Origin of the sequence: Phenylobacterium sp., from assembly GCF_025351295.1 — a bacterium.
Taxonomy (GTDB): domain Bacteria; phylum Pseudomonadota; class Alphaproteobacteria; order Caulobacterales; family Caulobacteraceae; genus Phenylobacterium.
In genome coordinates this window covers 13703-38622 of record NZ_JANXWD010000024.1, presented here as the reverse complement: position 1 = coordinate 38622, position 24920 = coordinate 13703, and the positions used below count along the sequence as shown (strand labels likewise).

At 69.0% G+C, this 24920-nt stretch carries 22 protein-coding genes; 13 read left to right on the top strand and 9 right to left on the bottom strand.

All coding sequences use genetic code 11. The annotated features are described in order from the left end of the window. Window positions 1-17 precede the first annotated feature (17 nt). Window positions 18-1247 (top strand): hypothetical protein, encoded by a 1230-nt coding sequence (locus Q0R13_RS03750; RefSeq protein WP_293899689.1) that lies wholly within the window; start codon window positions 18-20, stop codon window positions 1245-1247. 292 nt (window positions 1248-1539) lie between these two features. Here the strand turns inward: Q0R13_RS03750 and Q0R13_RS03745 are convergent, their stop codons facing one another. Together Q0R13_RS03745 and purM are read right to left on the bottom strand one after the other, a co-directional pair. Continuing rightward, a complete protein-coding gene (locus tag Q0R13_RS03745) occupies window positions 1540-2277 on the bottom strand; it encodes a PEPxxWA-CTERM sorting domain-containing protein (RefSeq protein ID WP_293899686.1) in 738 nt (245 codons plus the stop codon). A gap of 295 nt (window positions 2278-2572) precedes the next feature. Next, window positions 2573-3598, bottom strand: a complete 1026-nt coding sequence (gene purM / locus Q0R13_RS03740) for a phosphoribosylformylglycinamidine cyclo-ligase (protein ID WP_293899684.1) — start codon at window positions 3596-3598, stop codon at window positions 2573-2575. An 81-nt stretch (window positions 3599-3679) separates the two neighbouring features. Here purM and rnd point away from each other — a divergent pair, with 81 nt between their 5' ends. Continuing rightward, complete coding sequence (rnd, locus tag Q0R13_RS03735; protein ID WP_293899680.1) at window positions 3680-4858, top strand: ribonuclease D; 1179 nt, start codon at window positions 3680-3682, stop codon at window positions 4856-4858. Between the two features lie 503 nt (window positions 4859-5361). Here the strand turns inward: rnd and Q0R13_RS03730 are convergent. From Q0R13_RS03730 to Q0R13_RS03705, 6 genes are all read right to left on the bottom strand, one after another. Continuing rightward, window positions 5362-6864, bottom strand: coding sequence for a Ppx/GppA phosphatase family protein (locus Q0R13_RS03730; RefSeq protein ID WP_293899677.1), 1503 nt, complete (start codon window positions 6862-6864; stop codon window positions 5362-5364). Continuing rightward, window positions 6845-9076 (bottom strand): RNA degradosome polyphosphate kinase, encoded by a 2232-nt coding sequence (locus Q0R13_RS03725; RefSeq protein ID WP_293899674.1) that lies wholly within the window; start codon window positions 9074-9076, stop codon window positions 6845-6847. Before Q0R13_RS03725 ends, Q0R13_RS03730 begins: the two co-directional genes overlap by 20 nt. Before the next feature lie 18 nt (window positions 9077-9094). Further along, the gene (locus Q0R13_RS03720; RefSeq protein ID WP_293899671.1) at window positions 9095-10678 is read right to left on the bottom strand and encodes a CYTH and CHAD domain-containing protein; all 1584 of its coding nucleotides are present in this window, start codon (window positions 10676-10678) and stop codon (window positions 9095-9097) included. 97 nt (window positions 10679-10775) lie between these two features. Further along, on the bottom strand, window positions 10776-11438 hold the full coding sequence (locus tag Q0R13_RS03715; protein ID WP_293899668.1) for a chromosomal replication initiator DnaA: 663 nt from the start codon (window positions 11436-11438) through the stop codon (window positions 10776-10778). A gap of 94 nt (window positions 11439-11532) precedes the next feature. Next, window positions 11533-12291 (bottom strand): arginyltransferase, encoded by a 759-nt coding sequence (locus Q0R13_RS03710; RefSeq protein WP_293899665.1) that lies wholly within the window; start codon window positions 12289-12291, stop codon window positions 11533-11535. A gap of 72 nt (window positions 12292-12363) precedes the next feature. Continuing rightward, a complete protein-coding gene (locus Q0R13_RS03705) occupies window positions 12364-13269 on the bottom strand; it encodes a flagellar motor protein MotB (protein ID WP_293899662.1) in 906 nt (301 codons plus the stop codon). A gap of 76 nt (window positions 13270-13345) precedes the next feature. Here Q0R13_RS03705 and Q0R13_RS03700 point away from each other — a divergent pair, with 76 nt between their 5' ends. The 5 genes from Q0R13_RS03700 (at window position 13346) to Q0R13_RS03680 (ending at window position 18600) form a co-directional block, all read left to right on the top strand. Further along, window positions 13346-13861 (top strand): GNAT family N-acetyltransferase, encoded by a 516-nt coding sequence (locus Q0R13_RS03700; protein ID WP_293899659.1) that lies wholly within the window; start codon window positions 13346-13348, stop codon window positions 13859-13861. A gap of 222 nt (window positions 13862-14083) precedes the next feature. Continuing rightward, the gene (locus Q0R13_RS03695) at window positions 14084-14530 is read left to right on the top strand and encodes a 2Fe-2S iron-sulfur cluster-binding protein (protein WP_293899656.1); all 447 of its coding nucleotides are present in this window, start codon (window positions 14084-14086) and stop codon (window positions 14528-14530) included. Between the two features lie 39 nt (window positions 14531-14569). Beyond that, the gene (locus Q0R13_RS03690; protein ID WP_293899653.1) at window positions 14570-16741 is read left to right on the top strand and encodes a molybdopterin cofactor-binding domain-containing protein; all 2172 of its coding nucleotides are present in this window, start codon (window positions 14570-14572) and stop codon (window positions 16739-16741) included. A gap of 32 nt (window positions 16742-16773) precedes the next feature. Next, window positions 16774-17643 carry an alpha/beta hydrolase gene (locus tag Q0R13_RS03685; protein WP_293899650.1) on the top strand — a complete coding sequence of 290 codons (870 nt, stop codon included), beginning with the start codon at window positions 16774-16776 and terminating at the stop codon, window positions 17641-17643. A gap of 78 nt (window positions 17644-17721) precedes the next feature. After that, entirely contained in the window at window positions 17722-18600 is an 879-nt protein-coding gene (locus Q0R13_RS03680) for an SMP-30/gluconolactonase/LRE family protein (protein WP_293899647.1), read from the top strand. A gap of 141 nt (window positions 18601-18741) precedes the next feature. Here Q0R13_RS03680 and hemB read toward each other — a convergent pair whose 3' ends face one another. Next, complete coding sequence (gene hemB / locus Q0R13_RS03675) at window positions 18742-19758, bottom strand: porphobilinogen synthase (RefSeq protein WP_293899643.1); 1017 nt, start codon at window positions 19756-19758, stop codon at window positions 18742-18744. 519 nt (window positions 19759-20277) lie between these two features. On the opposite strand from hemB, the gene Q0R13_RS03670 reads away from it, so the two are divergent. Genes Q0R13_RS03670 through mmsB form a run of 6 tightly spaced genes read left to right on the top strand, consistent with a single transcriptional unit; the run spans window position 20278 to window position 24905 of the window. Next, complete coding sequence (locus Q0R13_RS03670) at window positions 20278-21417, top strand: isobutyryl-CoA dehydrogenase (protein WP_293899640.1); 1140 nt, start codon at window positions 20278-20280, stop codon at window positions 21415-21417. A gap of 43 nt (window positions 21418-21460) precedes the next feature. Further along, window positions 21461-21715, top strand: coding sequence for a type II toxin-antitoxin system prevent-host-death family antitoxin (locus Q0R13_RS03665; RefSeq protein WP_293899637.1), 255 nt, complete (start codon window positions 21461-21463; stop codon window positions 21713-21715). Next, window positions 21712-22143, top strand: coding sequence for a type II toxin-antitoxin system VapC family toxin (locus tag Q0R13_RS03660; protein ID WP_293899634.1), 432 nt, complete (start codon window positions 21712-21714; stop codon window positions 22141-22143). Before Q0R13_RS03665 ends, Q0R13_RS03660 begins: the two co-directional genes overlap by 4 nt. Beyond that, window positions 22140-23192: an enoyl-CoA hydratase/isomerase family protein gene (locus Q0R13_RS03655; protein ID WP_293899631.1), complete on the top strand. Its 1053-nt coding sequence runs from the start codon at window positions 22140-22142 to the stop codon at window positions 23190-23192. The genes Q0R13_RS03660 and Q0R13_RS03655 overlap by 4 nt, the downstream gene beginning before the upstream one ends. A 44-nt stretch (window positions 23193-23236) precedes the next feature. After that, window positions 23237-23998 carry a methyltransferase gene (locus Q0R13_RS03650; RefSeq protein ID WP_293899628.1) on the top strand — a complete coding sequence of 254 codons (762 nt, stop codon included), beginning with the start codon at window positions 23237-23239 and terminating at the stop codon, window positions 23996-23998. Window positions 23999-24017: 19 nt separating this feature from the next. Next, a complete protein-coding gene (gene mmsB / locus Q0R13_RS03645) occupies window positions 24018-24905 on the top strand; it encodes a 3-hydroxyisobutyrate dehydrogenase (protein ID WP_293899626.1) in 888 nt (295 codons plus the stop codon). The last annotated feature ends 15 nt before the right edge of the window (window positions 24906-24920 follow it).

The window sequence follows — 24920 nt, the reverse complement described above, 5'->3', positions numbered from 1 at the left end:
CGCTCGGGGAGGTTCAGGTGGCCGACGGCGCTTTGGCTGACACGCGAGGCGATCTGCCGATCGCGACCCGCCTGGTCTCCGCCAGCGCGCAGGACGCCCTGGAGCGCTTCAGCGACCCGGACCTACTGGCGGCCGGCAAGGTCAACGTCATTTCGCTGGAGGCCGTGCAGGCGCGGTTCGCCGCCCGGTGGGGCCTGCGCAGCGATCAGGTCTACGACTTCACCACCCGCGTGCTCGAACGCGGGGTAGGCGCCCAAGGCTTCTTCCTGCGGGTGTCGGACACCGACTTCTTCATCGTCCACCCCGATCTCGGCCGAATCGCAGGCCAGGCCGCCTGCCTGCGCTATCTGCGCGAAGTGCTGAACCATTTCCTCGGCGAGGACCAGGCGGCCGTGTCTGGCGTGCTGCAGGTCACCCGGATCGACAAGGGCCGCATCGACGCGCAGGGGATGAACGCCCGCGCCCAGAACGTCGACCCGTCGGATCTCGAGGCCGAGGACGCAGCCCGTGCGACGCGCGCGGACGCGGTGGTCGCCGTCCCATCCCTGGACCGCTGGACTCCGTTCGTCAGCAACGACGGCCGCCACATCCGGGTCTCTGCGAGCCTGGAGCCGGTCTATGAGATGAAGGGCTTCACACGGATCGGCTTCCGTATGAACCGCCGGGTCATCGTCATGAACCGCAATGACGAGGAAGAACTGTCGCCCGCCCAGGTGGCCATGCTGTCGACCGCAGACGTGCTGCGGGTCGACCTGGCGACCATCGCCCGCGGGGTCGACCGGCTGCGCTCCGAGAGCGAGCGGCAGCTGAGCCTGATCGTGCCGCTATCGTTCACCAGCCTGTCCAGCCAGAAGGGACGCGCCGAGTTCGTGAAGCAACTCAAGGAGGCCGGCGCCCTGGTGAAGCTGGGGGTGATCTGCGAGATCTGCGACATCGAAGGCGTGCCGCCCAGCGCGCTGCTGGCCGCCGCCTCGCTGCTGCGGCCCTTCACTGTCCTGGTGGCCGGACACCTGGTCCGCCCCAGCCCCGCGATCATCGCCCGCCTGGAGGGCGCGGGGCTGCAGGCGCTATCCTTCGACTGCCCGGCGGGCCTGGGCGACGCGGAATTCGTCGGCTGGGCCAACACCCTGATCGCCGCGACCAAGCGCATCGCCAAATCCGTGCTGATCTACCGCGCCGGTTCGCCCAAGCGCGCCGGCCTGCTGGCCTCGCTGGGCGCGAGCCACGTCAGCATCATGGCGGGGTAGAGCGTAGCTGGCGATCGCCGCCCCAAGCCGGCCACGCCACCCCTGTCATCCCGGTTTCGCCGCCGGCGAAGACCGGGACCCACGGCGGCCCCTTCGCCGGATCGGCATTCAGCCGGACAATCCCCGATCTCCTCACCCGTAGGGGGACGGAGACCCTGCGTAGCAGGGTGGAGGGGGCTTACAGTGGGACCTGGGCGGCGGCGCACCCCCTCCACCACCCTGCGGGCGGTCCCCCTCCCCCTATGGGTGAGGATAAATGGGACCGAGTCCCGTCGCGGAATTGCGATTCCGCCTACGCCGTCGCGACGGCGGCGAGGGCGCGGCGGCGGCGCAGCATCGTGCCCGCCCCACCGAAGCCCAGCAGCATCAGCGCCCAGACGCCTGGCTCGGGAACGCCGCCGCCGACCGAGTCGATCCGCACTCCCACCTCGGCCGAATGGCGCGACTCCAGCGTGAAGATGTCCTGCTGGAACAGGTTCACGAAGGCATAGAGCTGGATCGGCGGATTGGTGAAGTTCGGCGCCGTATGGGCCAGGCCGGAGAGCGATCCGTCGGAGCTGATTCCGCCCAGGTTGATGTAGTTCAGCGTATAGAGCCCGCCCACCGTATACCTGTCCGTCGCGTTTTGCTGGAAGTCGGCGTCGGTGCAGTCGAACATGCAGCCCGGCTGCAGCGTGCGATCCAGCCGTTCATCGTACCCGGACGTGGCGCCGAAGGACTTCGTCACGCCGTTGAGCTGGATCGTCGCGGTGACCGGGTTGTCGGCCCCGTCGCCGCTGAGATAGTCGTAATAGACGCCGCCCCAGTGCACCGGGCCGTCCTTGGCGTCGTCGTAGACGACCTTCGCCGTGAACGCCTTGCCGATGAGGTTCGCCCCCGCGCCGAACTCGCCCGTGCTGTCCAGCGCGGAGGTGACGACGCCCTTGTAGGTCAGATTGTGGACCGTCGCCGAAGCGGGCCCCGCCAGCACAAGGCTCGCGGCAAGCGCCATGGCGCCCGTCGCCACAGCCGCAAATTCTCTGATCTTCATCGCACAACTCCTGGCCTCGCTACGCCCGCAGACCCGCGGTCCGTGAGAGACCGCGGAAAGACGCGGCAACCCCACGCTAGGCGGCGCGGTCCTGTGCGGAGAGTGGCTATGCGATGTGTCCCGGTGCGCCGGCGCGCGCACCGTCAGGGGCCCGGGACCGATTCAGGTCCTATGGATTCAACCGCAGAAGACGCAGAAAACGCAGGAGGAGTCGGGCTTGCGCCGAGCTTCTGCGTCCGTCTGCGTCTTCTGCGGTTCAGGATCGGCGTCGGCCGCGGCGCCGCCGGGTCTGCCGTCAGGCCTGCGCCAGTTCGCCCACCACGAAGGCGTCCTCCCCGGCGCGGACCAGGGTCTCCAGCACGTCGGCCACGTCATGCGGATCGACGATCAGCATCAGGCCCAGGCCGCAGTTGAAGGTGCGGCGCATCTCCTGTTCCGAGACGCCGCCGGTGTGCGCCAGCCAGTCGAACACCGGCGGAAGCGCCCAGGCGTTCCAGTCGAAGCGTGGGACCAGGCCCTCGGCGATGGCGCGCGGCGGGTTCTCCACCAGGCCGCCGCCGGTGATGTGGGCCAGACCCTTGACGCGGCCGGCCTTCAGAAGCGGCAGCACGGTGCGGATATAGATGCGGGTCGGCTCGAGCAGGGCCTCGGCCAGGGTCTTGCCAGCCGCGAACGGCGCCGCGGCGTCCCAGGCCAGGCCGGACCGCTCGACGATGCGGCGGATCAGGGAATATCCGTTGGAATGGGGGCCGGACGAGGCGATCCCCATCAGGATATCGCCGGCCTTCTGGTCGCCCAGCCGGGGCAGCACCTTATCGCGGTCGACGGCGCCCACGCAGAAGCCGGCCATGTCGTAGTCGCCCGGCGCGTACATCCCCGGCATCTCGGCCGTCTCGCCGCCCACCAAGGCGCAGTTGGCCTGGCGACAGCCTTCGGCGATGCCGGCCACCACCGCGGCGGCGGCCTCCACGTCCAGCTTGCCGGTGGCGTAGTAGTCCAGGAACATCAGCGGCTCGGCGCCCTGGGCCAGCAGGTCGTTGACGCACATGCCGACCAGGTCGATCCCGACCGTGCCGTGCAGGCCGGTCTCGATGGCGAGTTTCAGCTTGGTGCCCACCCCGTCGGTCGTGGTGACCAGCAGCGGATCGTCGTATCCGGCCGCCTTAAGGTCGAACAGCGCGCCGAATCCGCCCAGCGACGGCTCGGCGCCCGAGCGGCGCGTGGACCGCGCCAGGGGCTTGATGCGTTCCACCAAAGCCGCACCTGCGTCGATATCGACGCCGGCTTGGGCGTAGGTGAGACCGTTTGGCCGTTCGGACATTTACGAACCCTGGCATGGCGTGCAGAGAAACTCAGCTGCGGCCCTTGCAGAGTCGGCCGCGCGCGGGGCTATAGCTAATTGATGATGCCGATCACAACCACCGCCGAACTCGCGGCGTTCTGCGACAAGATCAAGGGCCAACCGTTCGTCGCCGTGGACACCGAGTTCATGCGCGAGACCACCTACTGGCCCAAGCTGTGCCTGATCCAGGCCGCCGCGCCCTCCGCCGAGGCCTGTATCGACCCCCTCGCCGAGGGGCTCGACATGACCAGCTTCCTCGACATCATGCGCGACGAGACCATCCTGAAGGTCTTCCACGCCGCGCGGCAGGACGTGGAAATCTTCAACAACCTGGGGGCGATGCCCAAGCCGCTGTTCGACACCCAGGTGGCCGGGATGGCGGCCGGGTTCGGCGAGCAGATCGCCTACGACGCCCTGGTCCGCCAGATGCTGAAGATCGACCTGGACAAGAGCTCGCGCTTCACCGACTGGGCGCGGCGGCCGCTGTCGGACAACCAGCTGACCTACGCCCTGGCCGACGTGACCCACCTGGCCGCGCTCTACCCGATGCTGCGCGAGCGGCTGGAGAAGGAGGGCCGCATCGGCTGGGTCACCGACGAGATGAACGATCTCACGTCGCCGGCCAACTACGACGTGGAGCCGGAGAACGCCTGGAAGCGGTTGCGGCCCCGCAAGCATGCGGTGAAGTACCTGGCCGTCTACAAGGCCGTGGCGGCGTGGCGCGAGCGCACCGCCCAGCTGCGCGACCAGCCGCGCGGCCGGATCCTGAAGGACGAGGCGATCGACGAGATCGCCACCCAGGCGCCGATGGACGCCGACGGCCTGGACCGGCTGCGCTCGGTGCCCAAGGGCTTCTCCGGATCGCGCTTCGGGCCCGACCTGATCACCGCCATCCGCGACGCCCTGAAGGATCCGGAGGCCTATGCCCCGGTGATCGAGCGCAGCCGCCAGTCGGCCTCGCCGGCCGCCGGCGCGGTTGTCGAGCTGCTGAAGGTGCTGCTGAAGGCGCGGGCCGAGGAGTCCGGCGTGGCGTCGAAGTTGATCGCCACGGTCTCCGACCTGGAGCAGATCGCCAACGACGACGAGGCCGAGGTCGCCGCGCTCAAGGGCTGGCGGCGGGAGGCGTTCGGCGAGGACGCCCTGAGGCTGAAGCGCGGCGAACTGGCCCTCGTGCTGGACGGCGCGCGGGTGCGGGTCGTGGAAGTCCGCCGGGCCCCGAAGGCCGCGGCCGCGGGGTAGCGGCCTCGACCATTAAGCCGTGACCTGCGGATAACTCCAACCGGTTGACGTAACGGCGGTTTCAGCTTGCCGCCCGGACTTGTCCACAGGTTGTCCACCCTGCGCGCGCCGCATCGCCCACAGGCCCGGACAGCGGCGCCGTTGCACCCCGGGCGGGCTTGCGCGACCTTGAACTCGCCGAGAGGAACTGCGGCGCGGCGGACCGGGCGACCGGGATGCGGAGCGGGCAGGCGGCTTTCCAGAGCGAGAGGGCGCCGGAGCAATCCGGAGGCCGGACCGGTCGGGGAAGCACCGGAGACGAACCGGAGCCGAGCTGAGCAATCAGCTAGGCCGAGCTTCCGTCCGACCTTGAGCGCTCAGATCCCCCAACGGATCTGGATCAGAGGGCGGTGTTGCGGGCGACCGTGGCGCCGCCCTCTTGCATTCGAGCCCTGCGACATCGCTCCGGCGTGGCCGAAGGCCCGGGCGGTGAAGAGGCGGCCCCGGAGGCCGCCTCTCATTCCCTAACTCACCTCGAGCTTCAGCTTCAGGGCCTGGGCGACCGCGTGGGCGCGGCGGGTGGTCTGTTCGCCCAGCAACATGTCCTCCCAGCCGGTGAGCGCGCTCAGCACCAGCCGTTCGCCCTTCACGGTCAGGCTGGATTTCTCCAGCAGTCGCGGATTGCGCCCCGACAGGTCGCAGCCTAGCCGGATGGCCGAGCCCAGGGCCCTGGCGCGCTGGCGCCGCTCGACCGTGAGCACCCGGCCGATGGCCGAGACGTCGGGCGGCTGCGGGGCGGCGGAATGGCGCGCGAAGGCCACATAGGCCAGGAAGCAGCGCTCGGCGTGGTTCATCCCGGCGATCGGCGCGCGCAGCACCTGATCGAACGCCAGGTCGGCGCGATGGTCCGGGTGCAGCAGGGCCCCCAGGTCGGCCAGGCGGCAGGCGGCGGCCAGCAGCACCTCGTCACGCCCGCTGAACATCGCCGGCAGCTTCTCGAACAGCGGCCCCACCCAGGCCTCCAGGGCGTGGCCCAGCTCCGGCGAGACGCCGCGGTGCGCCGTCAGCGCCTCGCAGCCCTCGATCAGCGGGTCCAGCGCCCGCACCTCCGGCGGCATGGCCTCCAGCAGCAGGCCCTCGCGCACCCCATAGGCCGAGATCACCACCCGCTCGACGCCGAGCCGCTCGATCAGCCGGTCCAGCACCAGGGCGGAATAGGGCAGGGTGTCGAACCGCTTCTTCGACAGGCCCTCGATGCGTTCCAGGGACGAGCGCGACTGGCGCTGGACGAAGCGCGCCAGATCCAGCCCGTCGGCGCGGCTGATCTCGTACTGGTGGGCCACGTGCAGGGGATAGTCGGCCAGCTGCATGTGCAGCAGGGCCAGGTTGCGCCAGGCGCCGCCGACGGCATGGAATTCGGGGCTGGCGAAGCGGTTGGCCAGTGGCGACAGGTGCTCGTCTATCACCCGCCGGGCCCGCTCGGGGTCCAGGGCCTTGGGGGCGCCGAGCGCGAAGGGGCCGAGCGGCAGGGTGGCGCCCTCGATCTGGGCGATGCCGTTCAGGCGCACCAGCTCCAGGCTGGAACCGCCCAGGTCGCCGACCACGCCCTCGGCGTTCGGTTGGCCGCAGATCACCCCCAAGGCGGCGTAGCGGGCCTCCTCCTCGCCGGACAGGATGCGGATCTCCAGGCCGGTCTCGGCCTTCACCCGCTTGAGGAACGCCTTGCCGTCCGCCGCCTCGCGCACCGCGGCGGTGGCGGCCGTGGTGACCTCCTCGGCCTTCCAGCCATCCAGCACGGCGCGGAACCGGCGCAGCGCGCCCACCGCGGCCTCGACGCCGTCGGGCGACAGCCGGCCGGTGGCGGGCAGGTCCTTGCCCAGGCCGGCGACGACCTTCTCGTTGTAGACGGTCCAGAGCGCGCGGCCGTCCACCCGGTAGATCACCAGGCGGACCGAATTGGAGCCCACGTCGATGACGGCCGCCTGGCGGCCCTCCGGGCGGCCGGCGCTATCCCCGCGAGGCCACATGGTCGATCGCGCGCGGCATGTCCTTCACCCGTTGCCCGCGACCGGAAAGACTCGGATTGGTCATGAAATACTCGTGCGCCGAAAAAGCGTTCGGGTGGTCCCAGGCAGGATCACGCCTATAGCGGCCGTCGGTGTCGAGGGTCCAGCTTTGTGCTTCGTCTTTCAGGTTCGCCAGCATGATCTGCTGCAGAACCTGTTGATGCACCGTGGGGTTCTCGATCGGTGTCATCACCTCGACCCGGCGGTCCAGGTTGCGCGGCATCCAGTCGGCCGACGACATGAACAGCCGCGCGTGCTGAGACGGCATCGGATGGCCGTTGGCGAAGGCGACGATCCGGCCATGTTCCAGATAGCGGCCGACGATGGACTTGACCCGGATGTTCTCCGACAGGCCCGCCAGCCCGGGGCGCAGGCAGCAGATGCCGCGGATCACCAGGTCGATGGACACACCGGCCTGGCTGGCGGCGTAGAGCGCGTCGATGATCTCCGGATCGACCAGCGAGTTCATCTTGACCCACATGGCCGCCGGCTGGCCGGCGCGGGCGTTGTCGGCCTCCTCGGCGATCATGCGGATCAGGTCGCGCTTCATGGTGACCGGCGAATAGGATAGGCGCTCGAGCCCCACCGGTTGAGCATAGCCGGTGATGTAGTTGAACAGCTTGGCCGAATCCCGCCCGAACGGCGGCTCGGTCGTGAACAGCGACAGGTCGGTGTAAACCCGCGCGGTGATCGGGTGATAGTTGCCGGTCCCGAAGTGGCAGTAGGTGCGCAGCGCCTCGCCTTCCTTGCGGACGACCATCGAGAGCTTCGCGTGGGTCTTGTACTCGATGAAGCCATAGACGACGTGGACCCCAGCCCGTTCCAGGTCGCGGGCCCATTTCAGATTGGCCTCCTCGTCGAACCGGGCCTTGATCTCGATCACCGCCGTGACGTTCTTGCCGTTCTCGGCCGCTTCGATCAGGGCGGCGACGATCGGGCTGTCCTTGGAGGTCCGATACAGCGTCTGCTTGATCGCCAGGACGTTGGGATCGCGGGCGGCCTGGCGCAGGAACTGGACCACCACGTCGAAGCTCTCGAACGGATGGTGAACCAGGATATCCTTCTCGCGGATCGCGGCGAAACAGTCGCCGCCGTGATCGCGGATGCGTTCAGGGAAGCGGGCTTCGAACGGTTTGAACTTCAGCTCAGGCCGGTCGGCGGGAATAAGCTGCGCGAGCTCGTCGAGGCCCAGCAGACCTTCCAGCAGGATGACGTCTTCGGTATGAGCACTCAGGCTTTCCGAGATGAAGGTCCGCAGTTCCTCCGGCATTGCCGCTTCAAGCTCGATGCGGACGACCGAGCCGAGACGGCGCTGTTTCAGCAGGGCCTCGAACTCCCGGACCAGATCCTCGGCCTCTTCCTCCATCTCCACGTCGGAGTCGCGGATCAGGCGAAACACGCCTTGCGCCTCGACCTCGCAGCCTGGGAACAGGTGCTCGAGAAAGAGCATCACCATGCTCTCCAGTGAGATCACGCGGCGAACGATCTTGCGCTTGCCCGCCTTGGGTGCGGCCAACTCCCAGAACCGCGCCACCTGCGCCGGAAGCGGGGCGAGCGCATAAAGCTGCCGGCCATCCGACGTCCGCCGCAGCTTGAGCACCAGAGAAAAGGCGAGGTTGGGGATGAATGGGAACGGATGTGCCGGGTCGATGGCCAGGGGAGTCAGGACTGGGAACAGCTCGGAAAGGAACCGCTGCTCCAGCGCCGTGCGTTCCGCCTCGGTCACCTCGCCCGCCGAGATGTAGCGCAGGCCCGCGCCCGCCATCTCGGCGCAAAGTTCCTGCCATCGGGTCTGCTGGTCAGCCATGAGATCGGCGGCCGCAGCATTGACCCGCGACAGCTGTTCAGCTGGCGTCAGGCCATCCTGGCTGAGGGCGCGTATCCCTTCGCGCACCTGATGCTTCAGGCCGGCCACGCGGACCATGTAGAATTCGTCCAGGTTGTTGGCGCTGATCGCCAGGAACCGCAGGCGCTCCAGCAGCGGGTGGCGCAGGTTCATGCTCTCGGCCAGCACGCGTCGATTGAACGCCAGCCAGGACAGCTCGCGGTTGAAGAACCGCGCTGGCGAGCCGGCCAGGGTGTCGGCGGGCGCCGACGCGGGTGGCGCAGCGACGCTGACCGCCGGGGCGGGGGTGGTCGGGGCGATGGTCGGGGCGTCGCTTGGCGGCGGCATAGGGGTTCTCAAACGGCGTCAAACGCTGCGCAAGCGTGGCCTGGAAAGGTTAATGTCGTCGGCCCGATCATCGGGCGCCGCCCAGAAGGCGTCCACCTTATGGAACGCCTTGAGCGCGGCATTGGCTGCCTTGGCCACATTTTCTTCGTCGCCGATGAGCCGCCCGACCTCCAGTCCGGCCGCGAAGCCCAACTCGCCGGAGCGATGGCCGACCGCGCCCATGGCCACCGCGCGCGCCACGGCCATGTCGTTCAATCGCCCCAGCCGGTCCTGCAGGATCCGGAGGGCGGCGACGTAGCGTTGCCGCCGTTTCGGGTGCCTGGGGAAGGCCTCGCCGAAGAAGGCGGCGGCATAGCGCAGCTTCTTGGCCTGTTTGCGCAGGTCGTGGCGGGCATCGACGTCCAGGCGCATGAACTTGTGCGAGCGTCGGCGGACGTGGCGATCCAGCCGGTCCAGCACCGGCGCGGCGAGGGCTGCGGCGGAGCCCTCGCGCAGGCCGCGCTGCGCGTCATTGGCCAGCCGCACCCAGGCGCCGACCTCGATCCACTCGCCCAGGCTGAGCAGCAGGGCGCGGAACCGGGCGGAGCGGACGGCGGCAAGGGCGCGCTCATAGGCCTCGGCCTGGGCGATCCGGAGCGCGCGGAGGAAGGCGGCGCGGCCGGGGCTTTCGTCGATCTCGTCGGTCGTCGCCGCCTTCTGCAGGAAGACGTCGATGTCGCGCGCCTCGGCCAGTTCGCCGGCCAGCCAGCGGGTCTCGCGCCGCGCCGCGTTCAGGCCCGCGGGGTCCAGCATGGCCTTGAACGCCACCAGCCCGGCGCGCAGCCGACGCAGGCCGACCCGCATCTGGTGCAGCACATCGGGATTGTGCGCCCGCTGCAGCAGCCCGGCATTGCCGGCGACCTGCACCAGGGCGTCGCGGGCGATCAGCTGGAAGGCGGCGGCGCCCGTCGTCCTCGGGCCAACGGCCGTGCGTTGCGCCCGCAGGGCCGCCACGCCGTCGTGGCCGGCCAGCCGGTAGCCGCGCTCGGCCTTGCTCTCGAACGACAGGGTCAGCGACGCCTGGGCCTCCAGCTTGCGGGCCAGGGCGAACAGGGCCTTGGACGGGCCCGACACCAGTTCGAGCTCCATCTCATCGATCGGCTCCTGGCGCCCGCCCGCGACGATCAGGCCGGTGTCGAAGCTGACCTCCACCCGCGTGCGGCCGTGGGTCCAGAGGTGGATTCGGCGCTCAACCTCCACCGTGAAGCAGGGCTGCAGGGCGGCGCCGCCGATCGTCGCCAGGACGGGCGTGCCGGCCAGGGCCGCCAGGTCGAGGTCGGGGCCGGCGACCTCGGTCTCCCACTCGTCGCGCTCGAACAGCCCGCCCTCGGCGCGGTGCTTCAAGGTCTGGATGTAGGTGTCGCCCCGGCGCCGGACCCGCAGGCTGAAGCCGCCGTCGCGCAGAGCGTGGCCGGGCGTGTCGAAATAGACCGCGTGGAGTCGGGCGAGCGTCGATCGATCCAGAGGAAACGTCTCCGCCCGCAGCGCCTCTAAGGCGCCGGCGCCGAGCTGGAACTTCAATTCCAGCTCCGGGGCGGCCTTGGCCGGGCTCCGAGCGAGCATGCCAACGTCTCGTCGCACACGGCCGTCGCGCCGCGCGCCAAACCACTGCCGGAAAACAATTCGTTTTGTCTATCGCGCCGCGAAAAGAAATTGCCGGTCACAGGTCGAGCGCCTGGTTTGCCTCCAGAATCTGCCGGGCGAGCACCCGGGTGACCGGCCGGAAGCCGGTATCGCCGGCCTCGTCGAGCCGCCGCACGATCTCCTCGGCCTCGGGGATCGAGCGGTTCATCCGGGCCAGCAGGTAGGGATAGACCGCCTCGGGCGGGCGGATGTTGCGGTCGCGGAAGAACTTGCGCAGCACGCCCTCCAGCACCGCGTCGTCGGGCGCCTCGATCTCGGCGACCGGCAAGGCGTTCAGGCGCGAGCGCAGGTCGGGCAGGGCGGTGGGCCAGGTCGCCGGGCGGGTCCGCGCGGTCAGCAACAGCCCGCCCCCCTCCCGCGCCGCCAGGTTGATGAGGTGGAACAGCGTCTCGTCGGAGACCCCGCGGTCGGCGTCCTCCAGCAGAACCGGCCGGCCGGCGACCGCCACGACGTCGGGCGCCTCAGCCTCCACGACCACGGCGCCGGCCGCGCCGGCCCAGGCCTGCGCCAGATGGCTCTTGCCCGCCCCTTTCGGCCCGACGAGCGCCAGGCAGCCCGCGCGCCACGCTGGCCAGGCCTCGACGGCGGTGACGGCCTGGGCGTTGGACGGTCCGCGCACGAAGGCGTCGAGAGACGGCGGCGCCTGCCGGCCCAGGTCCAGGCGGAGCTGCTTGGGCATCAGCGTTGCGGGATCGTGGAATTCACCGGGCGGTTCTAGGCCGGCCCGGCGCTGTCCGCCAGCGAGCCGGCCAACCGGCGCCCGGGTTTCACAGTCACTTGTGCGCGGGAAGCTCGCGCGCCGAGGCCAGGGTCCAGCCGTCCGGCTTCAGCAGCTCGATGGGCGAGAAGCGGACCTTGTAGTCCATCTTCTCCGAGCCCCGCACCCAGTAGCCCAGGTAGACGTAGGGCAGGCTGGTGAGGCCGGCCTGGACCACATGGTCCAGGATCATGAACGAGCCCAGGCTGCGGCGGCCCAAGGTCGGGTCGTAGAAGCTGTAGACCAGCGACAGGCCGTCGCTCATCAGGTCGACCAGGGCGCAGGCGATCAGGTCGCCGGGCCCGCCATCGTTCGACCGGACGCGATATTCGATGATGTGGGTGCGGACCGCGGTGTCCTCGACCATCGCCACGTAGTCGGGCCAGGTCATCTCGGCCATGCCGCCGTCCGCATGGCGGACCAGCAGGTAGCGGCGGAGCAGGTCGAACTGCTCCATCGTCGCCTCGGCCTCGACCAGGTGGCGCTGGATGTCCTCGTTGCGGGCCACGACCTTCCGCTCGGAGCGGGAGAACACATAGTCCGCCACCGGAATCCGCGCCGACACGCAGGCCGAGCAGGCCTCGCAGGCGGGCCGGTAGGCGATGTTCTGGGAGCGGCGGAAGCCGACCTGGGTCAGGCTGTCGTTGACGTTGGCGCCGTCCGACAGCGGCAGATGCGCGAAGACTTTCCGCTCGTAGCGCTCAGGCAGGTACGGGCACGGCGACGGCGCCGTGAGGAAGAACCGGAGCTGGCGGGTCGGGAAGTGCTGCGTCACGGAGCTGGGGTCGCCTTAGAACTGCGCCTGGACGGATTAGGCGTCATGCCGGCCCTCCACGCAAGGACTACGCTACAACCCCGGGTCCGGAGGCAGCACCGGCGCCTCTCGCAGCAGCACTATGGCGATACGGCGGTTGCCGGGCAGGGTGGGATCGTCCGGATAGAGCGGTTCGGAACTGGCCTTGCCGGAGACCTGGTAGACCCGGTCGGCATCGACGCCGGCGCTCTGCAGGACCTGGCGCGACGCGTTCGCGCGGCCCGACGAAAGCTGCCAGTCGGTCTCGGGCTTGGCGCCGCCGGCGCTGGCGCTGGTGTGGCCATAGATGCTGATCCGGTTCGGAAGCTGGTTGATGATCTTGGAGATCGCCCGCAGCAGGATCTTCGCCCGATCGTTGGGCGCCGCGGCGCCCTGGTTGAACATCGAGCGGCCTTCCTGGTCGACCAGCTGGATTCGCAGGCCCTCCGGGGTTTCGTCGATGATGATGTTTTTCGACAGCTCGGCCAGCTCCGGCATGTCCTGCAGCGCCTGGCGCAGCGACTGGGCGGCTGAGGCGAAAGAGGCTTCCTCCGCCTTCTGCTCGGCCTCCTTCTTGGCCTCTGCGGCGGCCTGTTCAGGGGTCTTGGACTTCGCGCCTTCCTTGGCGTCGCCGTTGTTGGGGGTGCGCGAGCTGGGGGCCAGTTCCTCGATCACGTCGCTGGAGCCGGCGCTCTTGGAGCCTTCCTTGCCCAGGGCCGAGCCACCCAGGATGCCGCCGGCGCCGGAGGTGGTCTCCGACACGCTGGCCGGGGCGAAATAGTCGGCGATGCCGCGCTTCTGCTCCGGGCTGGTGGTGTTGATCAGCCACATCAGCAGGAAAAAGGCCATCATCGCGGTCACGAAGTCGGCGTACGCCACCTTCCAGGCGCCGCCATGGTGGCCGCCGCCGACGACTTTCTTGACCTTCTTGATAACGATCGGCTGGTCGCCCACCGACATGGTTCACCCGGCTTAACTGTGTTTCCCAGGCAAATTGCGGCGTGGGCGTTAAGATGGCGTTTCGGGAGGACCCAAGGTGAGCGTTCTGGAGACCGAAAGGCTGGTGCTGCGCGAGGCGGTGGCGGAGGACGCGCCCTTCATCCTGGCGCTGCTGAACTCGCCGGGCTTCCTCGAGAACATCGGCGACCGTGGCGTGCGAACCGAGGACGAGGCCCGCGCCTACATCGTCGAGCGGATGATCGGCAGCTATGACCAGCACGGCTTCGGCATGTGGCTGACGCTGCAGAAGGCCGACGCCGCGCCGGTGGGCCTGGCCGGGCTGGTGCGACGCGAGGGCCTGGACGTCCCCGATGTGGGCTACGCCTTCGCGCCACGCGCTTGGGGCCGCGGCTACGCCCAGGAGGCCGCGGCCGCGGTGCTGGCCCACGCCCAGGGGCCGTTGGGCATCCCGATCCTGGCGGCCATCACCTCGCCGGAGAACTTCGCCTCGATGGCGGTGCTGCGGAAGATCGGCTTCACTTTCGTGGGCATGATCACCCTGCCTGGGGCCGAGCGCGAGAGCACCCATTTCACGGTCGGCGCCTGCCGCTAGGCGCAAGAGGGCAAGCCGGGTAGAAATACAACCACGCCGGGTGCTCAGTTCATCCCAGGGTGGGTGAATTGTGTCTCGACGGACACAATTCAGCCTGCTTCTCTGGCCACGCTTTCTGCAATCCGACGCGGGGTGAAGCGACCTAACCGGTCGGCTTCATGGGACCTCAATTCAACGCCCGCATGTCGGCGGGCGTATTGACATGGCGGTTGAGGGACCGGGATGGCTCAGACTCTGAAGTTGAATGTGAATGGCGCCAACCGGACGGTGACGGTCAGCAGTTCCGACATGCCGCTCCTATGGGTGCTGCGGGACCTGCTGGGGCTGACCGGCACCAAGTACGGGTGCGGCATCGAGGTGTGCGGCGCGTGCACGGTCCTCATCGACGGACAGCGGGAGCATTCCTGCGTTTTCGACGTCACCTCAGCGGTCGGCAAGAAGATCGTCACGGTCGAGGGGCTCGCGGCCGATGCCGATGGCCGGAAGGCCCAGGCCGCCTGGATCGCCAACCAGGTGCCCCAGTGCGGATACTGCCAGCCCGGGATGCTCATGGTCACGGTCGGCGCGATGAAGGCCGGACACCACGGCGGCGAAATCGCATCCGAGGTTGAGCATATCTGCGTCTGCGGCACCTACCAGCGGATCAAGCAGGCCATCCAGAGCCTGTGACGCCCCACCCCCCATTCGAAGAGACTGGAGTTCCCAAAGATGTCGGTCGATAGGCGCGCTGTCCTCGCCGGCGGCGCTGTCGCCCTGGTCGTGCCGGTGACGATGGTGGCGAACGGCTCCCTGCAGGCCCTCAGCGGGACCACAGGCGGGTCGGCCGCGGCGCCGGCGCCGGCGGCCACCGCACTGGGCGCCTATCTCAGGATCGACAGCCTGAACAACGTGACCCTCCTTATCGGGCCGACCGAGATGGGGCAGGGCATCATGACCGGCCTTGGCCAGCTCGTGGCTGAGGAGCTCATGCTGAACTGGAGCCAGGTCAAGGTGGAGCATGCCGGACCGTCGGCCTCCCCGCCCAACCCCTTCGCCAACCCGCTGTTCGGCCTGCAACTGACCGGCGGCAGCACCAGCATGCGCGGCTGGTATCTGCCGCTACGCCAGGCCGCGGCTACGGCGCGGGAGATGCTGCTGGCCGCGGCAAGGCAGCTGGCGCCCGGCAAGACCTGGGCCCTGGCGGCTGGCGGCAAGGTGACGGACGGGACAACCACCTATGCCTTCAGCCAATTGGTGGAGACCGCCACCCTCATGACGCCGCCCGCCAAGGTGGCGCTCGCCACGACCCGGAACGCCATCGGCCAGCGCCTGCCCCGCACGGACATCCCCGCCAAGGTCGATGGCTCCGCGGTCTTCGGGATCGATGTGCAGGTGCCCGGCATGGTCTACGCCGCGGTTGTGCACTGTCCGACCCTGGGCGGGACGGTGGCCAGCATGCCGGCCAGCGCCAGCGGCGCGCAGGCCCTGGTCAACCTCGGCAACGGAGTGGCCGTGGTCGCCGGCGACACCTGGACCGCGATGCGCATCGCCGAGTCGCTGGGGTCCAAGATCAAATGGACCCTTCCGGCGGACACCGCGTCCCGCGATTCGGTCCACATCCGCGCCAAGGGGCTCGAGCTTGTCGGCTCCACGAACGCCGTGCCGCACATCTACGAGACCACCGGCGGCCTGGACCCCGCGGTGGCGATCGCCAACGCGCCGACCCGGCTCGACGCCACCTACGAGCTGCCTTACCTGGCCCACGCGTGCATGGAGGTGCTGAACTGCACCGCTTCCGTCAGCGCCACCTCGGCCGAGATCTGGGCGCCGACCCAGGGCCAGGCGCTCAACGTCTTCACGATCGCGGGAATCACCGGCCTGGCGCCCCGCGCCATCACGGTGCACACCACGTACCTGGGCGGCGGCCTGGGCCGGAAGTTCGATCAGGATTTCGTCGCCGAGGCCGTCAAGATCGCCAAGGCCGTCGGCAAGCCGGTCAAACTGACCTGGTCGCGCAAGCAGGACTTTCAGAACGACATGTATCGGCCCTGCGCGGCGATCCGCGTCCAGGCGGGAATCGACGCGAACAAGACCCTCACAGCGATGCTGTACCGAAACGTTTCGCCGTCCATCAACATCCAGCGAAATTCCAAGCCGGGGAACAATCCGGAGGACACCGGCGCGGTGGCCGGCGCCCTGGATCTGCCCTACGCGATCCCCAACCGGCGGATCGAGTTCGTGCCCAATCCGGCCGACATCCCGCTGGGCTACTGGCGCTCGGTGGGCGAGTCCTACAACACCTTCGCGGTCGAGAGCGCCATGGACGAACTGGCGCTGGCGGCGGGCCAGGACCCGATGGCCTGGCGCAAGGCCCTGCTGGCGGCCGATCCTCGGTCGCTGGGGGTGCTGAACGCGGTGGACACCCTGAGCGGCTGGTCGAAATCGGCGGCTCCGGCCGGCAGTGCGCGGGGGCTTGCCTTCCTCAAGGGGTTCGGCAGCTATATCGCCCTGGTGGCGCAGATCTCGCTGAGCGGCGGCAAGATCAAGGTCGGCAAGATGTTCTGCGCCATCGACTGCGGGGTCGCCGTCAATCCCGATCAGATCGAGGCCCAGATCCAGGGCGGGATCGCCCACGGCCTGGCCGCGACGCTCTGGGGCCAGGTGACCTTCGCCGCGGGTGTCCCGAGCGTCTCCAACTTCAACAACTACCGGGTGCTCAAGCTCAACGACATGCCGACGGTCAGCGTCAGCATCGTCCCAAGTTCCGAGGCCCCGGGCGGAGTGGGCGAGACCGGCGTGCCCTGCGTGGCGCCGGCGGTGGCCAACGCCTATGCGAAGCTCACCGGCCAGCGGGTTCGCACCTTGCCCTTCTATCCGGGCGCGACCATGGGAGGGCTGTAGCGCCGGCGAACCCGGCGGCCGGGGGGCCCGCCATGACCATCACCACCCACACCGTCGAGGCCAATGGCTTCCGCTTCGCCGTCGACCAGGCGGGGGAGGGCGATCACCTCGCGCTCTGCCTGCACGGCTTTCCGGAGAGCCGGTTCAGCTGGCGCTACCAGATGCCGCTGCTGGCGCAGATGGGCTATCGGGTCTGGGCGCCGGACCTGCGCGGCTACGGCGAGACCGAGCCCAAGCCCAAGGACGTGAAGGCCTATCTGATCGACCGGCTGATGGAGGACGTCGCCGCCCTGATCGACGCCAGCGGGGCCAAGCGCGTGACCCTGATCGGCCACGACTGGGGCGCGGGCCTGGCATGGACCTTCGCGGCCAACCAGGTGCGGCCGCTGGAGCGGCTGGTGATCATGAACGTGCCGCACCCGGCGGTGATGAGCGCCCACCTGCGCCGCTCGTGGGCGCAGCTGAAGAAGTCCTGGTACATGTTCTTCTTCCAGCTCCCGGGCGTCCCCGAGGCGGCGATGACCGCCAACGATGCGCGCGCCATCCGCCAGGCCTTCCACGACATGGCGCAGGACAAGTCGAACTTCACCAAGGACGTCCTCGACCGCTACGCCGCCGACGCCCAGCGCCCCGGCGCCATGACCGGCATGATCAACTGGTACCGCGCCGCGCTCCGCCTGCAGGGAAAGCTGGCCGGACCCTGGCCGGTGATCGAGACCCCCACCCTGATCGTCTGGGGCGAGGCGGACAGCGCGCTCGGCATCGAGCTGCTGGACGGCACGCAGGCCTACGTCCGCGACCTGACCATCGAGCGGCTGCCGGGCGTCTCGCACTGGGTGCAGCAGGAGGCGCCGGAGAAGGTCAACGCGATCCTGAAGACCTGGCTGACGTCGCCGCGGTGATTTCCCCCTTGTCGTGGATGACACCGCCCGCCGGCTAGACGATCATGGCGCCAAGACCTTCCACAGAAAGGCGACATCATGGGACGGGCGACGCGGGTGCTGACTGACGGCATCTACTTCGGCGAGGGGCCGCGCTGGCATGACGGCCGGCTGTGGTTCAGCGACTTCTACGCCCATGCTGTGAAGTCGGTGTCCCTGGCCGGCGACCTGCGCACCGAGTTCGAGATCGACGACCGGCCCTCCGGCCTGGGCTGGATGCCCGATGGCTCCATGCTCGTCGTCTCCATGACCAAACGCCAGGTCTTGCGCCGCATGCCGGACGGCAAGATCGGGGTCCATGCCGACCTCAGCCACATCGCCACGTTCCACTGCAACGACATGGTGGTCGACGCCGCCGGCGGCGCCTACGTCGGCAACTTCGGGTTCGACCTGGACGCCGAGATCGCGGCGCGCGGCGTGCCCAGCGTCCTCGCCGATCATCCCAGGGCCAGGCTCGCCTATGTCGCGCCGGACGGGCAGGCGCGCATCGCCGCCGAGGACATGAGCTTCCCCAACGGCCCGGTGATCACGCCGGACGGCAAGACCCTGATCCTGGGCGAAACCCTGGGCGCGATCCTCACCGCCTTCGACATGGGCCCGAACGGCGACCTCTCCAACCGCCGCGTCTGGGCGCCGACCACGCCGCGCGTGCCGGACGGCATCTGCCTGGACGCCGACGGGGCCGTCTGGGTCGCCAACCCCATCGCCCCGGAATGCGTGCGGATCGCTGAGGGCGGTGAGGTGCTGGAGACGATCGACACCGGCCAGCCCTGCTTCGCCTGCATGCTGGGCGGCGATGACGGCAAGACGCTGTTCATGGTGGTCGCCGACAGCTCCGACCACGTGGCCGCGGCCGCGCGCCAGACGGGCAAGATCCTGGTGGCCACCGTCGACATCCCGAGGGCCGGTCGGCCCTGACCCGCTCATCCCGGAGAAGGCCGGGACCCAGATCGCAAGGCGCTGAAGCCGGTTGGATCAGCTCAGCACGTCTCGAGCCCACACCCAAACTATCCCATCTGGGCCCCGGCCTTCGCCGGGATGAGCGGAAGGGCGTGGTGGTTAGGCCCCCAGCAACCGCGCGGCGCGCGGCGCGAAATAGGTGATCACGCCGGCCGCTCCGGCCCGCTTGAACCCGCCCAGGCTCTCCAGGATCGCGCGCTCCTGCTCCAGCCAGCCGTTCTGCGCCGCCGCCATCAGCATGGCGTACTCTCCCGAGACCTGGAACGCGAAGGTCGGCACCGCGAAGGCCTCGACCACCCGCTGAACGATGTCGAGGTACGGCATCCCCGGCTTGACCATCACCATGTCGGCGCCCTCGGCGATGTCGAGGGCCACCTCGCGCAGGGCCTCGTCGGAGTTGGCGTTGTCCATCTGGTAGGTCTTCTTGTCGCCCGGGTTGTCCACCGAGCCGGTCCCCAGCTTCCCCGAGCCGATCGCCTCGCGGTAGGGGCCGTAGAAGGCCGAGGCGTACTTGGCCGCATAGGACATGATCATCGTATCCTGCAGGCCCTCGGCCTCCAGCGCCGTGCGCAGCGCCCCGCAACGGCCGTCCATCATGTCCGACGGCGCCAGGATATCGCAGCCGGCCTTGGCTTGCATGATCCCCTGGGCGACCAGCGCCTCGATAGTGGGATCGTTGAGGATGCGGCCGTTCTCGATCAGGCCGTCGTGGCCGTGGTCGGTGAAGGGGTCCAGCGCCACGTCGCACATGATCCCCACCTCGGGCGCGGCGTCCTTCATGGCCTTCACCGCCGTGGCGACGATACCGTTGGGGTCGTGGGCCAGCTTGCCGGTCGCGTCCTTCTTGGCGCCGTCGATGTGCGGGAAGACGGCGATGGCCGGGATGCCCAGCGCCCGGGCCTCCTTCGCCGCGGCGGCGCAGTCCTTCACCGACAGCCGGCTGACGCCCGGCATCGAGGCCACCGGGACCTGGCCCTCGCCCTCATGCACCACCATCGACCAGATCAGGTCGGCCGGCGTCAGCACCGTCTCGCGAACCAGCCGGCGGATCCAGTCAGCCTGTCGCAGGCGGCGCAGGCGAAGAGCGGGATAGGCGGCGAGGGGGGCTTTCGTCATGCCGGGGCGTTTGGACCTAGAACGGCATCGGATGCAAGTGTGGGGTGGCGCGGCGAGATGGACAGAGGTGCAGGTTCGGACAAACTTACATATGTAAGGAGCGCCGAATGAAGCCGATCAGCAACGGTCTTTCCGCTATCTACGCTCTCATGGTCTCCCTAATCGCGCTCACCGGACTTGTGCTGACCGCCGCTATCGCACCTGGCTGCACGGGCCCAGCCGCTCATCAGCCCTGCGACTTCGTTGCCGTGGCCAAGGAAGCGAAGACATATCGCTACTCACCGACCTGCGGTTTCCAAGTCTGGGCCGCGGGCTCATCGGCCTACGTGAGTCAACCCGCAGCGGATGCGTCAGGAGTAGTGATCGACAAGCGAAGCTGTCGGGTCTGCGAGGTCAAGCGGTACGGCTATCTAGGCACAAGATTGCTGAAGGTCGCCCCTGCGGACTGAGCTGAGCGAGGCCTGAGTTGACTTGGGTGCCGCATTGACAGCCGCAGCGCCAGGCGCTCAACCGGCGTCCATGGACTTCAATCTCACCGAGGACCAGCGGGCGATCGAGGACGCGGCGCGCGCCTTCGCCGCCTCCGAGCTGGCGCCCCATTCCGCGCGCTGGGACGAGGAGAAGCACTTCCCCGTCGACGTGCTGAAGAAGGCCGCGGAACTGGGCTTCGCCGGGCTCTATGTGCAGGAGGACGTCGGCGGCTCGGCGCTCAGCCGCCTGGACGCCTCGATCGTGTTCGAACAGCTCAGCTACGGCGACGTCTCGACGGCGGCCTTCCTCTCGATCCACAACATGGCCGCCTGGATGATCGACCGGTTCGGGTCGGAGGACCTGCGCCGCCGCTACCTGCCGCGGCTCTGCACGATGGAGCTGATCGCCTCCTACGCCCTGACCGAGCCCGGCTCCGGGTCCGACGCGGCGGCGATGAAGACCAGCGCGAAGCGGGACGGCGACCACTATGTCCTGAACGGCTCCAAGGCCTTCATCTCCGGGGCCGGGACCTCGGATATCTATGTCGTCATGGCTCGCACGGGGGACGCCGGAGCCAAGGGAGTCTCGGCCTTCGTGGTGGAGAACGGGACGCCGGGCCTGTCGTTCGGGGCCCAGGAACGCAAGATGGGGTGGCATTCCCAGCCGACCGCCCAGGTGAACTTCGACGACTGCCGGGCGCCCGAGGCGAACCGGATCGGCCAGGACGGCGAGGGGTTCAAGTTCGCCATGGCCGGCCTCGACGGCGGCCGGATCAACATCGCGTCCTGCTCGCTGGGTGGGGCGGGCCTCGCCCTCGACATGGCCAAAACCTATCTGGAGACCCGCAAACAGTTCGGCCAGGCGCTGGCGGCGTTCCAGGGCCTGCAGTGGCGGCTGGCAGACATGGCGACCGACCTGGACGCCGCCCGGCTGATGGTGCGCCGCGCGGCGCACGCGCTCGACAACAAGCACCCCAAGGCCACCCAGTACTGCGCCATGGCCAAGCGCTTCGCCACCGACGCCGGCTTCGAGGTCGCCAACCAGGCGCTGCAGCTGCACGGCGGCTACGGCTACCTGCGCGACTATCCGCTGGAGCGCATCGTCCGCGACCTGCGCGTCCACCAGATCCTCGAAGGCACCAACGAGATCATGCGGGTGATCACGGCGCGGGAGCTGTTCCGGCCATAGGGCCGTGCTATTATGACCAGACTGGTCAGAATTGGAGCGGGCCTTGCGCGAAGTCGGAGTCCTGGAGGCAAAGACCAACCTGTCGGCCTTGATCGATGCGGTCGAGCGAGGCGGCGAGGACGTGATCATCACGCGGCATGGCAGGCCGGTCGCGCGACTCATCGCGACGCCGCCCCAGCGACTGTCCGGTGAGGCGTTGCTCGCCCGCTTCGATGCTTCGCACGAGCGCCTGCGGGCCGAGAACCCCGACATCGACAAGGTGACCTGGGAAGAAATTCTCGACTGGCGGGACGGTTGAGCGAAATCGTCGTCGATGCGTCCGCGGCCCTCGGATGGGTCTTGACGACCCAACAGACAGGGGCAGCACGGGCGTTTATCCTCCAGCGCCGCGCAGATCGGTTCATCGCGCCCCACGTATTTCCCTGGGAGATCGCCAACGTGTTGAATCGCTTCCAAAGACGAGGCCTCCTCACAGGCGAAGGCTACGATCAGGCGATCGACGATTTGAAGGCCTTGGAGATCGAAGTGATCGCACCCCAGTCTGTCGACGAGGTCTTCGGGCTAGGTCGACGCGGCGGGCCGCTGGGACTCCGACCTTTTGACATGGCCTATCTGGCGCTTGCGGTCGCTCGGGGCTGCAACCTCGCGTCTCGTGACGCCGGGTTGCTCGGTGTGGCGAGCCGTTACGTGAGCTGCTTCGACCTGCGGGGAGACAAACTGGCGTGACGAGCGAACCCGAAGTCCTCTGCCGCATCGAAGGCCGCGTGGGGCGGATCACGCTCAACCGCCCGCAGGCGCTGCATGCGCTGAACACCAACATGATCGCGCTGATGACCGACGCCCTGCTGGCCTGGCGGCAAGACCCGGCCGTCGACCTGGTGATGTTCGACCATTCCGGCGAGCGCGGCTTCTGTGCCGGCGGCGACATCCGGATGCTGGCCGAGAGCGGGGCGGGCGACGGCCTAGAGGCCCGCGAGTTCTTCTTCACCGAGTACCGGCTGAATGATTTGATATTCAGATACGCCAAGCCGCGGATCGCCTTCATGGACGGCGTCACCATGGGCGGCGGGGTGGGACTGTCGCGGCCCTGCCGGTTCCGGGTGGCGACCGAGCGGACCACCTTCGCCATGCCGGAGACCGGGATCGGCCTGTTCCCGGACGTCGGCGGCGGCTGGTATCTGTCGCGGATGCCAGACCACCTCGGGCTATGGTTGGCGCTGACCGGGGCGCGGATCAAGGCGGCCGACTGCGAGCTGCTGCAGATCGCCACCGACTTCGTGGAGAGCGCCCGCATCCCCGAGCTGAAGGCCGCGATCCTGGCGTCGCCAGACCGGACCGAGGCCCTGCTCACCGAATTCGAGGCCGACGCCGGTCGCCCGACCCTGGCGGCGCACCAGGACGAGATCGCCCGCCTGTTCGCCGGCGACAGCGTCGAGGCCATCGTCGCGGCGCTGCGGGCGGCCGGGACGGACTGGGCGAACGAACAGCTGAAGGTGCTGGCCACCAAGTCGCCGCAGACGATGAAGGTCGCCTTCCGCCAGCTGCAGCTAGGCGCTCGATGCGCGACTTTCGCCGAGAACATGGCCATGGAGTATCGGATCGGTGCGCGGGTGGTGCAGCGAGCCGACTTCCTGGAGGGCGTCCGGGCCGTGATCGTGGAAAAGGACAACGCGCCCAAGTGGAGCCCTGCCGGCCTCGAGCAGGTCGACGAGGCCATGCTGGACGGCATTTTTGCGCCCCTCCCTTCCGATCAGGAGTGGTCGCCTCTACCTTGAGGCGCAAGGCGGCCGAAGCGCGGCCGTCGGGAGGATCTTTCCAGATGAAATCCAATCTCCTGCTGGGGGCCGCCGCGGTCCTGGCGCTGACCAGCCTGGGCGTCGCCTACGCCAAGCCGTCGCCGGCCGTGATCGCCGCGGTCGCCGACAAGGCCCGGCCCGAGGCCGACACCGCCCTGGACGCCGAACGCAAGCCCGCCGAGATGCTGGACTTCGCCGGGGTGGCGCCCGGCCAGACGGTCGTCGACCTGATCCCCGGCGGCGGCTATTTCACCCGGGTGTTCTCCAAGGCGGTGGGCCCCAAGGGAACGGTCTATGCGGTCGGCGGCCCGCCGCGTCCGCCGGCCGACCCGGCCAAGCCTTCGCCGCCGCCCGCCCAGGACGTAATCGCGGCGGACGCGAACTACGCCAACGTCAAGTCGATCCACGCGCCGCTGGCCGGCGGCCTGGCGATCCCGACCCAGGCCGACGTGATCTGGACCTCGCAGAACTATCACGACGTCAAGAACGTCCCGAACATCGACATGCTGGCCTTCGACAAGGCGATCTACAACGCCCTGAAGCCGGGCGGGGTGTTCGTCGTGCTGGACCACGTGGCCAAGGCCGATACGGTCAACCCGACCAGCACGGTCCACCGGATCGACCCGGCGGTCGTGAAGAAGGAGGTCGAGGCGGCCGGCTTCAAGTTCGAGGGCGAGAGCACCGTGCTGCGCAACCCCGGCGACGACTACGCCAAGAACGTCTTCGACCCGGCCGTGCGTCACAAGACCGACCAGTTCATCTACAAGTTCCGCAAGCCCAAGTAAGCGATTTCACGAGGCATCCATGACCCGCGTTGCGTTCATCGGCCTGGGAAACATGGGCGGCGGAATGGCCGCCAACCAGGCCAAGGCGGGGCGCGAGGTCATGGCCTTCGACCTGTCGCCGGCGGCGCTCGACAAGGCCGCCGCGGCTGGCTGTTCCAGGGCCGGATCGGTGGCAGAGGCGGTGCGGACCGCCGACGCCGTCGTCACCATGCTGCCGGCCGGCCCGCATGTGCGGCAGGTCTATGCCGAGCACATCCTGCCCCACGCGCCGAAGACGGCGCTGCTGATCGATTCGTCGACCATCGACGTCGAGAGCGCCCGCGCCGTGGCGGCCCAGGCCAAGGCCGCCGGCTTCCGCTTCGCCGACGCCCCGGTGTCCGGCGGCACGGCGGCGGCCGATGCCGGGACCCTGGCCTTCATGGTCGGCTGCGACGAGGGGGACTTCGCTGCGGTAGAGGCCATGATCGCCCCCATGTCGCGCGCCACCATGCGGGCCGGCGACCACGGCGCCGGGCAAGCGGCCAAGATCTGCAACAACATGGTGCTCGGCATCTCGATGATCGGCGTCTGCGAGGCCTTCGCGCTGGCCGAGAAGCTGGGCCTGGACGGCGAGCGGTTCTTCGAAATCGCCTCGAAGTCGTCCGGACAGTGCTGGAGCCTGACCAACTACTGCCCCTGGCCGGGCCCGGTGCCGGCCGCGCCGTCGAACCGGAACTACGAGGGCGGGTTCGCCACCGCGATGATGCTGAAGGACCTCAAGCTGGCCCAGGAAGCGGCCGCCAGGGCCGGCGCCGCGACGCCGCTGGGCGCCACGGCCGAGGGCCTCTACGCCCTGTTCGATCGCCTGGGCGGCGGCGGCAAGGACTTCTCGGCGATCCTGGAGATGCTGCGGGGCAACGCCCCCTAGCGGCGCCGCTTACGA

Excerpts from the sequence above, each read along its gene's own strand:
- Q0R13_RS03745 (WP_293899686.1), bottom strand. The coding sequence starts at position 2,277 with ATGAAGATCAGAGAATTTGCGGCTGTGGCGACGGGCGCCATGGCGCTT.
- purM (WP_293899684.1), bottom strand. The coding sequence starts at position 3,598 with ATGTCCGAACGGCCAAACGGTCTCACCTACGCCCAAGCCGGCGTCGAT.
- rnd (WP_293899680.1), top strand. The coding sequence starts at position 3,680 with ATGATGCCGATCACAACCACCGCCGAACTCGCGGCGTTCTGCGACAAG.
- Q0R13_RS03730 (WP_293899677.1), bottom strand. The coding sequence starts at position 6,864 with ATGTGGCCTCGCGGGGATAGCGCCGGCCGCCCGGAGGGCCGCCAGGCG.
- Q0R13_RS03725 (WP_293899674.1), bottom strand. The coding sequence starts at position 9,076 with ATGCCGCCGCCAAGCGACGCCCCGACCATCGCCCCGACCACCCCCGCC.
- Q0R13_RS03720 (WP_293899671.1), bottom strand. The coding sequence starts at position 10,678 with ATGCTCGCTCGGAGCCCGGCCAAGGCCGCCCCGGAGCTGGAATTGAAG.
- Q0R13_RS03715 (WP_293899668.1), bottom strand. The coding sequence starts at position 11,438 with ATGCCCAAGCAGCTCCGCCTGGACCTGGGCCGGCAGGCGCCGCCGTCT.
- Q0R13_RS03705 (WP_293899662.1), bottom strand. The coding sequence starts at position 13,269 with ATGTCGGTGGGCGACCAGCCGATCGTTATCAAGAAGGTCAAGAAAGTC.
- Q0R13_RS03695 (WP_293899656.1), top strand. The coding sequence starts at position 14,084 with ATGGCTCAGACTCTGAAGTTGAATGTGAATGGCGCCAACCGGACGGTG.
- Q0R13_RS03690 (WP_293899653.1), top strand. The coding sequence starts at position 14,570 with ATGTCGGTCGATAGGCGCGCTGTCCTCGCCGGCGGCGCTGTCGCCCTG.
- Q0R13_RS03685 (WP_293899650.1), top strand. The coding sequence starts at position 16,774 with ATGACCATCACCACCCACACCGTCGAGGCCAATGGCTTCCGCTTCGCC.
- Q0R13_RS03680 (WP_293899647.1), top strand. The coding sequence starts at position 17,722 with ATGGGACGGGCGACGCGGGTGCTGACTGACGGCATCTACTTCGGCGAG.
- hemB (WP_293899643.1), bottom strand. The coding sequence starts at position 19,758 with ATGACGAAAGCCCCCCTCGCCGCCTATCCCGCTCTTCGCCTGCGCCGC.
- Q0R13_RS03670 (WP_293899640.1), top strand. The coding sequence starts at position 20,278 with ATGGACTTCAATCTCACCGAGGACCAGCGGGCGATCGAGGACGCGGCG.
- Q0R13_RS03650 (WP_293899628.1), top strand. The coding sequence starts at position 23,237 with ATGAAATCCAATCTCCTGCTGGGGGCCGCCGCGGTCCTGGCGCTGACC.
- mmsB (WP_293899626.1), top strand. The coding sequence starts at position 24,018 with ATGACCCGCGTTGCGTTCATCGGCCTGGGAAACATGGGCGGCGGAATG.